Here is a 12,998-nt window from a genome sequence, read left to right as displayed (position 1 = left end):
GTCGTGACCTGGAAATAGAAATTCGGCAGCGCGAACTGCAGAATATAGTCTACACCGCTCAAGGTTACCTTCCGTTGGCCTGAACTCAGCGTGACTTCCTTGTTGTCGCTACCGTCGAGCGCCGATTGATCGACACTCTCAAGGAACGCTACAGTCTTCGCAATCCGTTGGCGTAGTTCGGCAAAGTCGGATTCCTCATCGGGAAACTTCGGAACTTCAATCGTTGTCAGGCGGCCGATGGTCGCCTTTGATGTATCGCTCGCGCGCTGAATTTGACCCGAAAATGGCAGCATATCCGGCGCGAGACGGGCGTTGACGAGAACTGATGGATTGATTTTTTTCTCCGCGGCGAATGCCTCCGCTTTGTCAATCAATGATGAAAGAACCGAGAATCCGCGGATAAATGCCGGGACCGAAATCTTGTGTATGGAAAGTGACATAGGGAGTGCTCCAATAAGGCATTGCGGGTTTTCAGAACTGGAACCCGGATCGGCGTTCTGACTATAGTCGTCACTCGCAAATACGCCGCCGCCGTGCTTTTTCAAGGGCCGCGTTTGAATGTTTATTTCAGAGCCACGGGCGATTGCAGTCTAGATTTTACGAATTGTAGGATCGCCCAGCGGGTTATGATTGTTGTTTGCATGGACGATCCTGTTGCGGCCCTGGTTCTTGGCGGCATAGAGACACTGGTCCGCCGCAATGAGCGCTGCTTCCAGCGATTGTCCCGGCTCATGAATTGCGATCCCGACGCTGACTGTGACATCCAGATCGCAAATCCGCAGATGCTTGGATATGCCCCCGACACCAGCCAGAATCTTGTGCGAAAGCCAATCGGCCTTTCCGAGATCCGCGTCGTCGAGGAAGATCGCGAATTCCTCGCCGCCAAAGCGCGCAGCGAAATCTCCTTCACCAATAGTCGAACGAATGAGAATGCCGATCTCCTGCAGAACGCCGTCGCCCACGGCATGGCCATAGCGGTCGTTGATCGACTTGAAATGATCGGCATCGATATAGAGCAGGGCGCCAGCGCTGGATTTGGGGTCACAGCGCGTAATCCGTTGTTCCGCCTTGAGGTAGAATTCATTCCGATTTGACAAGCCCGTGAGATCGTCCTTGCGCGATGCGATATCGAGTTGCATGGCGATTTGCTTCAATCGAAAATTGAGGCCGATAAGAAATGCACCCAGTGGAACGCTCACGAGCACGACGATGCATGTCGTAACGAGAAGTAGGGTGACGAGGTGCTCCAGACCAACCGTCAAAAAGAACAACACTGCTAAGGCGTCCGCTGAAACGATCGCCATGCCAACCATGATGGCGACCTGTTTAACCGGAGTGTAGTCGCCAAACTTTGTCATCCAGAAATCGTAGGTGGTCATGGCGCCCATAGCGTGTGTCGATAACCAGAGGGCATTACAGCCGAAAGCTATGAAGAAAGCTCTCCACGAATACTGCAAATTTTAACAGTCGCTGAATTTTGATCGGCAAAGCGCGCTTTGGCTGGTGCGCCCGAGCTACAGTTCCACGACCGATTGGAAACCGCCGTAGATCATTCGTTTTCCATCAAAGGGCATATCGGACATATTGCCCTTGAGCCGAGGATCTTCCATGACCTTAGCGTTTATCGCGTCGCGTTTCTCACGCGATTCATAGGTTATCCATGAAAACACAACGATCTCATCGTCCTTCGCCTGTACAGCACGCGGAAATGAGGTGAGCTCGCCATAGGGTACGTCATCAGCGAGGCATTCCACGTAGGAAATCGCGCCGTATTCCTTCCAGACATCACCCGCTTTTCGCGCCAGTTCCTTGTAGGCGTCGATTTTGTCTTTGGGCACTGCGAGCACGAAACCATCAACATAGGGCATGTTAGCATCCTCCCAATACATTTGGCTGATGGGGTAAGCTACACCGATCGCAGGTTTAAGCGAAGCCATTCATCGCAGATGCGCAACCTCCAGCTGAAATTATTCGTGAAGTCGAAACGCGAGCAAAGCGTTAGTTGTTGAACATTGGGCAACCAACCGAGACAAAACGTTGCATTTCCGCCACAATGTGTTGCATGAGTGCCACGTGGTTGGAATCGCATCAGCAATGTTCTTGTCAAATTCGGTCAATCTCTTCGGGACTTCGGTGTCTGGCGCTGCAAGCGGCGGCAACCAGAGGTTTTATTCTCGGATCGGCATTGCAACCGTTGTCCTCGCCCTGCTGACGACAAGTGTCACTTTTTTCATTCTGACCGGAATGACGCCGATTCATCCAGACAGCCGGGTCACGCTGCTGCTTACAAGTATCAATGCAGTCCTGATTGTTGCATTGATCGTGCTGATCGGCAGGGAGATTTATCGCGTAGCGCAAGCCAGAAGTCGGGGCAAGGCCGCCGCGCGTCTGCACGTCCGGCTCGTTGTGCTCTTTTCGCTCGTTGCTGCCGTCCCGGCTTTGATTGTCGCCATCGTCGCTTCGATCACGCTTGATCTGGGGCTTGATCGATGGTTCGAGATTCGAACCACCACGATCGTCAACTCCTCAATTAACCTTGCGAATTCGTACATCCAGGAAAGCGCGCGAAATTTGCAGGGCACGACACTCGAGATGGTCAACGATCTTGATGGGCAGCGCACCCTGTACAATCTCGATCGCAGCGGCTTTACACGGCTCATGACTCAGCAGGCACTGGGGCGAGGCCTAATCGGGGCCGCACTGATCAGACCGAACGGCGAAACGGCAGTACGTGCCGATATCAAGAGCGATATTCAGATACCTACCGTTGCAAAATCCGTGCTCGATACTGCATCCGACGGCAAGCCAGTGCTCATTCCGCCGGAACAGACCAATCTGCTTAGCGCAGTCATCAAGTTGCGGGAGATACCTGGGCTGTTTCTCTATGCGGTGAGGCCTGTCGATGCCGACATCCTCCGTTCCAGCCGCGTGATAGAAAAGCAGGCGGCGGACGCCCAGAATGCGGACGGCAACGGCATTTCAACCCAAATTCTTTTTGCCTTACTTTATTTTGGCCTGACTCTGACGCTGCTTTTGTCAGCGATCTGGACGGGTATCGCGGTAGCCGACCGCCTTGTTCGCCCCATTCGTCTATTGATAGGGGCGGCGGACGATGTGGCTACGGGAAATCTCGACGTTTCGGTGCCTGTCCGCCGGTCCGACGGTGACGTAGGATCGCTTTCGCAGACTTTCAACACGATGGTTCGGCAGTTGAGCACTCAGCGCGGTGAGCTTGTCTCCGCCAAAGACCAGATCGATGAACGGAGACGGTTTTCCGAAGCCGTCCTGTCTGGCGTGACGGCAGGTGTTATTAGCGTGAATGGCGATGGGGCAATTGGCATCATCAATCGTTCGGCTGAAGCAATGTTCGCGCTTGATCCCGCAACGGTGGTCGGCAAGAACCTTACTGCACTGGTGCCTGAAATCGGGCTCGTATTCGAAGTAGCTCACGCCACCGGCCGCTCGGTCTATCGTGAACAGGTCACCATGTCGCGGCGTGGTAGCGCGCGAACGTTCAACGTCCAGATCACAGTCGAAGATGCCGATTCAGTTGAGCATTCCTACGTGGTCACGGTGGATGACATTACTGATCTCGTCGAGGCACAGCGCTCTTCCGCCTGGGCCGATGTAGCACGCCGCATCGCTCATGAAATCAAGAACCCGCTCACTCCCATCCAGTTGTCCGCAGAGCGTTTGCGTCGGCGTTATAGCAAAGTGATCACCGAAGACCGTGAAGTCTTCGAACAATGCACCGAGACGATCATTCGCCAGGTCGGCGATATTGGTCGCATGGTTGATGAGTTTTCCTCATTTGCTCGTATGCCGAAACCAGAAATCAAGACAGTGGATCTGCGCGAAGCCCTGCGCGAAGCATCCTTTCTGGTTGAGGTCAGCCGTAGCGATATCCGGTTTGAACGCGACTTCGGTGATCTGCCGCTGATCGGCCAGTTTGACAGCCGCCTCTTGGGTCAGGCCTTTGGAAACGTTATCAAGAATTCTGCCGAGTCGATTGATTCCATTGTGAAAGAGGGATTTTCCGACGGGCATATCTTGATCAAATCCAGACAAGACGGAGATAAGCTAATTGTCGAGATTCTCGACAATGGCAAAGGCTTACCGCGCGAGCACCGGCAGCGCCTGTTGGAGCCGTATATGACGACCCGCGAAAAAGGCACGGGCCTTGGCCTTGCTATCGTTAAGAAGATTGTCGAGGACCACGCCGGTCATCTCGAATTGCATGACGCGCCTGACGATTTCTATGCAGGGCGGGGCGCCATGATCCGCATGATATTTCCTACCACACAGACCGTTTCCCAGGTCGCTGGCAATACCGAAAAACAGGTGAACTCAAATGGCATCTGACATTCTTGTCGTCGACGATGAAGTCGACATTCGTGAACTCGTTGCAGGAATACTGAGCGACGAAGGCTATGAGACGCGCGTTGCGTCAGACGCCGATAGTGCTTTGGCGGCCATCGACGATCGAATTCCGCGGCTGATCTTTCTTGATATCTGGATGCAGGGCAGCCGCCTCGATGGCCTTGCCTTGCTTGATGAAATCAAACTTCGCCACCCTGAAGTTCCTGTCGTGATGATCTCCGGCCACGGCAACATCGAAACTGCCGTGTCGGCTATCCGACGTGGGGCGTACGACTTCATCGAAAAGCCATTTAAGGCGGACCGGCTGATTCTGATTGCCGAACGCGCCCTTGAGACGTCGAAATTGCGTCGAGAGGTGTCCGACCTGCGCAGGAGGTCCAGCGAAAGTTTCGAACTTCTCGGCAACTCGCTGTCCATGAACCATCTTCGCCAGACGATCGAACGCGTTGCACCGACCAACAGCCGCATCATGATTACGGGGCCATCGGGCGCCGGGAAGGAATTGACGGCACGCGCCATTCATGCACTTTCGATGCGCGCCAAAGGACCGTTCGTCAATCTGAACGCCGCGACGATCACGCCGGAACGCATGGAAATCGAGTTGTTTGGTACAGAGTCCGATGGCGGCGAACGCAAAGTCGGCGCGCTGGAAGAAGCCCATGGCGGTATTCTCTATCTAAACGAAATTGCCGATATGCCGCGCGAAACGCAGAACAAGATTTTGCGCGTCCTGGTGGACCAGCAGTTCGAACGGGTAGGGGGTACGAAGCGGATCAAGGTAGACGTGCGTATCATCTCGTCCACCGCGCAAAATCTGGAAGCGATGATCGCGGAAGGGCGTTTCCGCGAGGATCTGTTCCATCGACTGGCAGTCGTTCCGGTAATTGTTCCGCCGCTGGCAGATCGCCGCGATGATATTCCTGCACTTGTCGAGTTCTTCATGGGCCAGATCGCCGATCAGGCGGGAATAAAGCCGCGCAAGATCGGTGCCGACGCCATGGCGGTCCTGCAATCGCATTCCTGGCCGGGCAATATTCGTCAATTGCGCAACAATATCGAACGGCTGATCATTCTTGCCCGAGGTGACGACCCGGAAGCAGTAATTACTGCCGATCTTCTGCCTGCAGAAATTGGCGACACACTGCCGAAGGCTCCAACGGAATCCGATCAGCACATCATGGCGCTGCCATTGCGCGAAGCACGAGAACGCTTCGAGAAAGAATATCTGATTGCCCAGATCAACCGCTTTGGCGGGAACATCTCGCGTACCGCCGAATTCGTTGGTATGGAACGGTCCGCACTACACCGGAAGCTGAAATCCCTCGGGGTGTAATTGGGACATGCGGGTAATCATCTGCGGCGCAGGACAGGTCGGCTACGGCATAGCGGAGCGTCTCGCCGCAGAAGATAACGACATTTCGGTGATCGATACATCGCCGCAACTCGTTCAGGCGGTGCGAGACACGTTGGACGTGCGTGGATTCGTGGGCCATGGAGCGCATCCGGACGTGCTGGCTGCGGCAGGTGCCGATCAAGCCGATATGATCATTGCAGCCACGCTTTATGACGAGGTTAACATCGTTGCCTGCGAGGTCGCACACGCATTGTTCAACGTTCCGACCAAGATCGCGCGTATCCGTGCCCAGGCCTACCTGCAGCCGCACTATCAGGACTTGTTCTCCCGCGACCACATGCCGATCGACGTCATCATCTCTCCAGAGCTCGAGGTCGGTGAAATGGTACTGCGCCGCATCGCGCTTCCAGGTGTCAGCGACGTGGTGCGTTTCGCCAATGATGAGATCATCGTCCTTGCCGTGGAATGTCTCGAGGATTGTCCGGTGATCAACACACCCCTGTTTCATTTGACAGACCTTTTTCCGGACTTGCCAGCGACAGTCATGGCAATCACGCGCAACGATGAATTGCTTATTCCCGGATCCAGTGACCAGATGCAGGCCGGGGATATTGCCTATGTCGCAACGACTAAACTGCAGGTTCAGCGCACCCTGGCGCTCTTTGGCCATGAGGAGCCGGAGGCGAAGCGCATCGTTATCGCAGGCGGTGGCAACATCGGCTTCTACGTTGCGCAGACAATCGAAGCAAGGCAACCAAGAACCAAGGTCAAGGTCATTGAGTCCAGTCTCGATCGGGCGAATTTGATTGCCGACGAGCTTCGGCGTTCACTTGTGCTGCATGGGAGCGCGCTTGACCAGAAACTGTTGACTGAGGCTGAAATTCAGGATGCCGACATGTTGGTGGCACTGACCAATGACGACCAGGTCAACCTGCTCGCCGCTGTCATGGCCAAGCGTCTTGGCTGCCAGTCAAACCTCGTGCTTATTAACAATCCGGACTATCTGGATTTGAGCAAGGCCCTCGGCATTGACGCGCACATTAGTCCACGCGCTGTGACAATTTCGCGAGTGCTCCAGCATGTGCGCCGCGGGCGCATCCGTGCTGTTCACAGCGTACAGAAGGGCAGGGCCGAGATTATTGAAGCTGAGGCGTTGGAAACGTCGCCTATGGTCGGTGCGTCACTGCGAGACCTCGACCTGCCATCAGGATTGCGGATTGGGGCGATCTACCGCAATGGCGAAGTCATCAAGCCGGACGGTAGCGTTCGTATCAAGCCGAAGGATCGTGTGGTACTTTTCGCCACGTCCGAAACCGTCAAACAGGTGGAACAGATGTTCCGCGTCAGCCTGGAATTCTTCTGATAGCGAGATCTAACCATGAAATTGCAACTCCTCCGCAATGCAACGCTGAAACTCGACTATGCGGGATTATCGATCCTGATCGATCCGGACTTTGGACCAAAGTACAGCCGCCCGTCCTTCACGGGCCGTTCGCCCAATCCGATGACCGATCTGCCAGCATCTCCGGATGAGATCCTTGCCGGCATTGAGCTTGTAATCGTCTCCCATCTGCATGCCGATCACTTTGATAAAGTCGCTCAGGATCTCGTTCCCAAGCACCTGCCGCTCATTTGCCAGCCGGGCGATGAGGAAAAAATCAGATCATTTGGATTCACTGACGTAACCCCGCTGACCGATGAACTCATCGTTGATGGCATTCTCTTGACCCGCCGCGACGGTAATCACGGCTCAGGACCCGTTCTCGAAAAGATGGGCCAGGTCATGGGTTTTACCATCGAAGCTGAAGGTGAACCCTTAATCTATTGGGCAGGCGATACGATTCTGTATCCTCCGGTGCGTGCGACCATTGAAACAACAGGGCCCGATATCATCGTAACCCACTCGTGCGGCGCCAAATGGGACGATATCCTGATCGTTATGGACGCCGAGCAGACTGCGGAAGTCTGCAGGATTGCCCCCGAAAAAGCCAAAGTCATCGCGGTGCACATGGAGGCGCTGGACCACGCAACAATCTCGCGCAGCGATCTGCAGGCCTATGCGAACGCCCATGACACCGCTAAGCATAGACTCATCATTCCCAATGATGGAGAAACCCTCCATCTCACAGCCCCGAATTCATGAGATCCGTTATGTCAAAAATATTCGCGTTTGTTGGTAACCAGAATCGCAATGCCTTGCCTGGTGAAGGGAAGGGCATCAGCGTCTTTCATTTCAATGATCAGACGGGCGACATGACGCTTGTGAGCGAATATCTCCCGATCGATAATCCCGGCTATCTGGCGATTGATGAAAAAAACCGGCGTCTCTACGCCGCTGTGGAAATCCCGGCCTGGAACGAAAATATGGCGGTTGCCTTCGATATCGATCCGTCGACCGGCGTGCTTTCCTATATAAATATGCAGCCAACACTGGGAAACACCACATGCCATCTCGGTTTCGACCAGACCGGCGCGATGATTTTCGCATCGAACTATACGGTGGCCGGATTGGGAGCGCGTCCGGGTAACGCGGTCGCCGCCTTCGCTATTCGCGGCGATGGCGGGCTGGAGCCTGCCTTTGCCGCCGCAATTCATGAAGGCAAGAGCGCCATCTTGCCGACCAAAAAGCGCCAGCACGGCCACTGCGCCGTGGTGAGCCCCGACAATCGCTACGTCTTTGTCTGCGACCTCGGACTCGACCGGATCATGGCTTACGTTCTGCCGAAGAAAGGCGAAGGCCTGGCACTTGCCCCGATACCATTCACGCAATTGCCCGACGGTGCGGGCCCACGGCATATGACGTTCCACCCAAGTGGAAAAATTGCCTATGTTATCAATGAGCTGAATAGCACTGTTTCAGTACTGCATTATAGTCCTGAGAACGCTGGATTCACGATTTCGCAGACAGTGCCAACCTTGCCGGAAGGTTTTTCGGACACGAATACCTGTGCCGAAATTGCCGTAAGTGCCGATGGCCGCTTTCTCTACGGTTCCAACCGCGGCCATAACAGCATCGTCAGCTATGCAATTGCAGATAATGGCTCCATCTCATTGATTGGCTGGACGCCATCGCATGGCATTGGCCCGCGCAATTTCAGCATTGATCCGTCTGGCAAGTTTATGCTTGTCGCCAATCAGAAGGGTGGTGGCATCGCCATTTTCAAACGCAGTATCGAGACCGGCGCACTTCAGGATACCGGCAAACGCGTTGCTCTCCAGTCACCCATGCGCATTGTCTTCGGTACGTTCGGTTAAGGAGAAGAGGCAATGTCCCGCATCGCCTATGTCAACGGCCAATACGTTCCGCATTCCGAAGCCGGAATTCACATCGAGGACCGCGGTTATCAGTTCGCCGATGGCGTCTATGAAGTCTGCGAAATCGCGCGCGGCAACATCATGGACATGACCCGTCATCTTGATCGTCTCGGCCGTTCACTGTCGGAATTGAAGATCGTCTGGCCGATGGACCGCAGGGCTCTGCAAACAGTGATCAAGGAAGTCATACGTCGAAACAGGGTACACAATGGTTTGGTGTATCTCCAGGTCACGCGGGGCGTTGCTAAACGCGATCATGTTTTTCCGGCAGCAGATACACCTCCGTCAGTCGTCATCACGGCCAAGCGCACCGATCCGCAGGCTTCGGCGGCGAGGGCGGCCAAGGGAATTAAGGTCATCACGGTACCGGAGAACCGCTGGGAACGTGTTGATATCAAGTCGGTTGGCCTCTTGCCAAATGTACTCGCACGTCAGCAGGCGAAGGAGCAGGGCGCCCAGGAAGCCTGGTTCATCGATCCAGACGGGACCGTCAAGGAAGGCGCTGCAACAAATGCCTGGATTGTCACGAAGGATGGCGTTCTGGTGACAAGACCGGCCGAGAGCGGCATCTTGCGCGGCATTACCCGCACAACCATTTTCGACGTGGCAAAAAAGTTGGGATTGAAGATCGAGGAGAGGGGCTTTTCAGTGGACGAAGCCAAGAAAGCCAAGGAGGTTTTTATGACGGCAGCGACCACTGTTGTCATGCCGATCGTTGCGATTGATGGCGAATCGGTAGCAAATGGTCATCCTGGAACAACTACACTTTCCTTGCGCGAAGCGTTTTTTGACATTGCGGAAAAAACGCCATCCTGTTAACCGGAGAGTGAGGGGACTAACTGACGCACTTTTTTCACCTCCTGCAGGAGTAGAGCATATCCACTCCCGCTGCAGAATGTTGTATGAGACACTTTGCTGATCGCATAAAAGGACAAAAACAATGGCTGAACGATCGCAGAATCTTCAGGATCTTTTTCTGAATTCAGTCAGAAAACAGAAGATTTCTCTGACAATTTTCCTCATCAATGGTGTGAAATTGACCGGAATTGTCACATCATTTGACAATTTCTGTGTGCTTTTGCGCCGTGACGGCCATTCACAGCTCGTCTATAAACATGCCATCTCGACGATAATGCCGAGCCAGCCCGTGCAGATGTTCGAAGTTGAAGAGAGCGACTGAGACAAATTTGACTAAAGAACCGAGGCGTAACGCTCAAAAGACTGGCGGAATTGCCGATAGCGGCGAAACCGCCAGGGAAGCCACGCGCGCACTGGTCATCGTTCCCGTCCTGCCGCAACGCTTTAACGACGGCGGCAAGGCAGACGAAAATAACCGCCCCAAATACCAACATGAATTCCAGCGCAGCGACGACGCCCGGCTTGAAGAAGCCGAAGGCCTTGCCCGCGCCATAGACCTCGACATCGTTCATTCCGACATTGTGCAGGTTTCGGCGCCGCGTCCTGCCACCTTGCTTGGTACCGGCAAGGTCGAAACCATTGCTGAAATTGTCGAGGCATCGCATGCCGAACTGGTCATTGTCGATCATTCATTGACGCCTGTGCAGCAGCGCAATCTGGAAAAGGAATGGAACGCCAAGGTACTGGACAGGACAGGGCTCATCCTTGAGATCTTCGGCCGGCGCGCCCAGACGAAAGAGGGTGCCCTCCAGGTGGAATTAGCGCATCTGACCTACCAGAAGGGCCGTCTGGTCCGCAGCTGGACTCACTTGGAACGCCAACGTGGCGGTGGCGGCTTCCTTGGTGGCCCGGGTGAAACCCAGATAGAGGCCGACCGGCGCGCATTGCAGGAAAAAATTCTGCGCATCAAGCGTGAACTCGAAACGGTAGTGCGTACGCGCACACTACACAGAGCCAAGCGCAAGAAGGTGCCGCATCCGGTCGTCGCGCTCGTCGGCTATACCAATGCCGGCAAATCGACACTCTTCAACCGACTGACCGGAGCAGGGGTCGTTGCCGAAGACATGCTCTTCGCTACGCTTGACCCGACATTGCGGCGCATCAAGCTTGCACACGGCGAAACGATCATCCTGTCAGATACAGTCGGTTTTATTTCCAACCTGCCAACCCACCTCGTCGCCGCCTTTCGGGCAACGCTGGAAGAGGTTGTCGAGGCCGATCTTATCCTGCATGTACGCGATATTTCCGATCCGGACACCGCCGCGCAAGCGGAAGACGTCCATGCGATCATGACCAGCCTTGGTATTGAACGCGGCGATACAACGCGCATTATCGAGGTCTGGAACAAGATCGACCTGCTCGATTATGCGGGCCGCGAAGCGGCACAGCGCCTTAGCGCCGCCGCAACGGGCAACGAACATCCCATCCCAGTCTCAGCGATAACGGGAGAGGGTGTAGGCGCCCTGCTCAAGGAAATCGAAGACCGGATTGCCGGAAAGTTAACCAAGGTCAGGATCACGCTGCAACACAATCAGATGCGCCTGATGGACTGGATCTATCAGCATTCGAGCAATGTGAAACGCAAGGACCTCGACGACGGTTCAATCGCCCTGACGATGGATATGACGGTCAATTCGCAGGCCATGCTTGACGAGAAAATATTGAGTAAAAGCAATAGGTAAGTGGCGTTATTTCGCCTTCTTTGCTTCCTGCCACAAGGCTTCCATTTCGTCGAGCGTTGCCGCATCGAGCGACTGTTTCCGTTCGGCCAATTTGCGCTCTATATAATGAAAGCGTTTCCGGAATTTCTCATTCGTTCCCCGCAAAGCGCTTTCCGGCTCCAGTTTCAGATGGCGGCCGAGATTGACCAGGGCAAAGAGCAGATCGCCATATTCCTCTTCGGTGTCCTTACGATCACCACTGGCAATTGCCTGCTTCAACTCACCGATTTCCTCTTCGATCTTGTCGAGGATCGGACCAGCCTCTGACCAGTCAAAACCGACTTTCGCCGCCTTCTGTTGCAGCTTCAAAGCGCGCATCAGGGCCGGAAATCCATGCGGAATATCATCGAGAAACCCATCCGCTTCGGCCAGACCGAGATTGAGCGCGGCACGGCGCTCTCGGCGTTCAGCTTTTTCCTCGGCCTTGATCTTGTCCCACATGCCCTTGGCCATGCCAGCGCCACGTGCCGCTTCTTCACCAAACACATGGGGATGGCGGCGGATCATCTTGTGGGTGATGGCCTGGACCACATCGCCGAAATCGAATGCCTTGAGTTCCTCGGCCATGCGGGCATGGAAAACCACCTGGAGCAGCAGGTCACCAAGTTCTTCGCGAAGATCATCGATGTCGTTGCGCTCAATCGCGTCGATGACTTCGAATGCTTCTTCAAGCGTATATGGCGCGATGGATTTGAAATCCTGCTCCAGATCCCACGGACAGCCGGTAACCGGGGTCCGCAGCGCGGCCATGATATCGAGAAGGCGGGTGATGTCGCGTGATGGTTTCATGAATAAATAATAGGCCAGGTCAGAAGCGGCGAATATGACGGAGGGAAGCGGCTGTAGACTTGTCCACAACTGGTGTGAGTTCTCGCTGAAGCGCGACTTTGTAGCATCGGTAGGCTAACGCATTCAGCGCGTCCGCGCCATGACCTTTTGCCGGAAGACTTCAGCGGGTGTTTTGTAGCCGAGACATTTGCGCGGCGTCGTGTTGAGCTGGTCGCAGACACGGCGCAATTCGGTGTCGCTGACAGCGAGCGGATCTACCTCCCTCGACAGCCATCTTCGTGCGCGACGATTGGTATTCTCGACGGTGCCCTTCTGCCAGGGCGACTGCGGATCGCAAAACCATGTCTGTGCGCCAAGTCCGGCCTGCAGATAGGGCCAATCGGTGAATTCGGTGCCGCGGTCAAAGGTGATCGACCGGCGAGCCGTTGCGGGCAGGGGTTCCAGCGTCCGGATCAGCTGCTGCATGATCGGCCGCGATTGCCGGTCGTTGTTGCGCAGAAACACGGTAAAGCGGCTGACCC

Annotated in this window: 13 protein-coding genes; 8 read left to right on the top strand and 5 right to left on the bottom strand. The window is 55.0% G+C overall.

Going from position 1 to position 12,998, the window contains the following annotated elements; all coding sequences use genetic code 11:
• The 3 genes from AAAC48_RS25465 to AAAC48_RS25455 all read right to left on the bottom strand — a co-directional run.
• The coding region (locus tag AAAC48_RS25465) for a DUF1993 domain-containing protein (RefSeq protein ID WP_340656875.1) at positions 1-440 on the bottom strand (440 nt) is incomplete at its 3' end.
• Between the two features lie 150 nt (positions 441-590).
• The gene (locus tag AAAC48_RS25460) at positions 591-1,379 is read right to left on the bottom strand and encodes a GGDEF domain-containing protein (protein WP_340656874.1); all 789 of its coding nucleotides are present in this window, start codon (positions 1,377-1,379) and stop codon (positions 591-593) included.
• A gap of 135 nt (positions 1,380-1,514) precedes the next feature.
• Entirely contained in the window at positions 1,515-1,868 is a 354-nt protein-coding gene (locus AAAC48_RS25455) for a DUF1428 family protein (protein WP_340656873.1), read from the bottom strand.
• A gap of 226 nt (positions 1,869-2,094) precedes the next feature.
• Between AAAC48_RS25455 and AAAC48_RS25450 the strand changes: the two genes are divergently transcribed.
• From AAAC48_RS25450 to hflX, 8 genes are all read left to right on the top strand, one after another.
• The gene (locus tag AAAC48_RS25450) at positions 2,095-4,362 is read left to right on the top strand and encodes a PAS domain-containing sensor histidine kinase (RefSeq protein ID WP_340656872.1); all 2,268 of its coding nucleotides are present in this window, start codon (positions 2,095-2,097) and stop codon (positions 4,360-4,362) included.
• Positions 4,352-5,713: a sigma-54 dependent transcriptional regulator gene (locus AAAC48_RS25445; RefSeq protein WP_340656871.1), complete on the top strand. Its 1,362-nt coding sequence runs from the start codon at positions 4,352-4,354 to the stop codon at positions 5,711-5,713. Before AAAC48_RS25450 ends, AAAC48_RS25445 begins: the two co-directional genes overlap by 11 nt.
• A 7-nt stretch (positions 5,714-5,720) precedes the next feature.
• Positions 5,721-7,097: a Trk system potassium transporter TrkA gene (gene trkA / locus AAAC48_RS25440; RefSeq protein ID WP_340656870.1), complete on the top strand. Its 1,377-nt coding sequence runs from the start codon at positions 5,721-5,723 to the stop codon at positions 7,095-7,097.
• A gap of 15 nt (positions 7,098-7,112) precedes the next feature.
• A complete protein-coding gene (locus AAAC48_RS25435) occupies positions 7,113-7,877 on the top strand; it encodes an MBL fold metallo-hydrolase (protein ID WP_340656869.1) in 765 nt (254 codons plus the stop codon).
• Between the two features lie 8 nt (positions 7,878-7,885).
• The gene (locus AAAC48_RS25430) at positions 7,886-8,989 is read left to right on the top strand and encodes a lactonase family protein (protein WP_340656868.1); all 1,104 of its coding nucleotides are present in this window, start codon (positions 7,886-7,888) and stop codon (positions 8,987-8,989) included.
• A 12-nt stretch (positions 8,990-9,001) separates the two neighbouring features.
• Positions 9,002-9,868: a D-amino-acid transaminase gene (locus AAAC48_RS25425; protein WP_340656867.1), complete on the top strand. Its 867-nt coding sequence runs from the start codon at positions 9,002-9,004 to the stop codon at positions 9,866-9,868.
• Between the two features lie 121 nt (positions 9,869-9,989).
• Positions 9,990-10,229 carry an RNA chaperone Hfq gene (hfq, locus tag AAAC48_RS25420; protein WP_008129219.1) on the top strand — a complete coding sequence of 80 codons (240 nt, stop codon included), beginning with the start codon at positions 9,990-9,992 and terminating at the stop codon, positions 10,227-10,229.
• Positions 10,230-10,278: 49 nt separating this feature from the next.
• On the top strand, positions 10,279-11,649 hold the full coding sequence (gene hflX, locus AAAC48_RS25415) for a GTPase HflX (RefSeq protein ID WP_340656876.1): 1,371 nt from the start codon (positions 10,279-10,281) through the stop codon (positions 11,647-11,649).
• Between the two features lie 6 nt (positions 11,650-11,655).
• Here hflX and mazG read toward each other — a convergent pair whose 3' ends face one another.
• A complete protein-coding gene (gene mazG / locus AAAC48_RS25410) occupies positions 11,656-12,477 on the bottom strand; it encodes a nucleoside triphosphate pyrophosphohydrolase (RefSeq protein WP_340656866.1) in 822 nt (273 codons plus the stop codon).
• Positions 12,478-12,600: 123 nt separating this feature from the next.
• Positions 12,601-12,998: IS30 family transposase (locus AAAC48_RS25405; protein WP_340656865.1), on the bottom strand; the 398-nt coding region annotated here is incomplete at its 5' end.

This window comes from Phyllobacterium sp. (genome assembly GCF_037994405.1).
GTDB lineage: Bacteria > Pseudomonadota > Alphaproteobacteria > Rhizobiales > Rhizobiaceae > Phyllobacterium.
Note: the sequence above shows the minus strand (reverse complement) of the source record. Positions and strands in the feature narration are given on the sequence as shown.

What these genes read in the sequence shown, in the direction of transcription:
- AAAC48_RS25460 (WP_340656874.1), bottom strand. Translation starts at nt 1,379, where the DNA reads ATGACCACCTACGATTTCTGGATGACAAAGTTTGGCGACTACACTCCG.
- AAAC48_RS25455 (WP_340656873.1), bottom strand. Translation starts at nt 1,868, where the DNA reads ATGCCCTATGTTGATGGTTTCGTGCTCGCAGTGCCCAAAGACAAAATC.
- AAAC48_RS25450 (WP_340656872.1), top strand. Translation starts at nt 2,095, where the DNA reads ATGTTCTTGTCAAATTCGGTCAATCTCTTCGGGACTTCGGTGTCTGGC.
- AAAC48_RS25445 (WP_340656871.1), top strand. Translation starts at nt 4,352, where the DNA reads ATGGCATCTGACATTCTTGTCGTCGACGATGAAGTCGACATTCGTGAA.
- trkA (WP_340656870.1), top strand. Translation starts at nt 5,721, where the DNA reads ATGCGGGTAATCATCTGCGGCGCAGGACAGGTCGGCTACGGCATAGCG.
- AAAC48_RS25435 (WP_340656869.1), top strand. Translation starts at nt 7,113, where the DNA reads ATGAAATTGCAACTCCTCCGCAATGCAACGCTGAAACTCGACTATGCG.
- AAAC48_RS25430 (WP_340656868.1), top strand. Translation starts at nt 7,886, where the DNA reads ATGTCAAAAATATTCGCGTTTGTTGGTAACCAGAATCGCAATGCCTTG.
- AAAC48_RS25425 (WP_340656867.1), top strand. Translation starts at nt 9,002, where the DNA reads ATGTCCCGCATCGCCTATGTCAACGGCCAATACGTTCCGCATTCCGAA.
- hfq (WP_008129219.1), top strand. Translation starts at nt 9,990, where the DNA reads ATGGCTGAACGATCGCAGAATCTTCAGGATCTTTTTCTGAATTCAGTC.
- mazG (WP_340656866.1), bottom strand. Translation starts at nt 12,477, where the DNA reads ATGAAACCATCACGCGACATCACCCGCCTTCTCGATATCATGGCCGCG.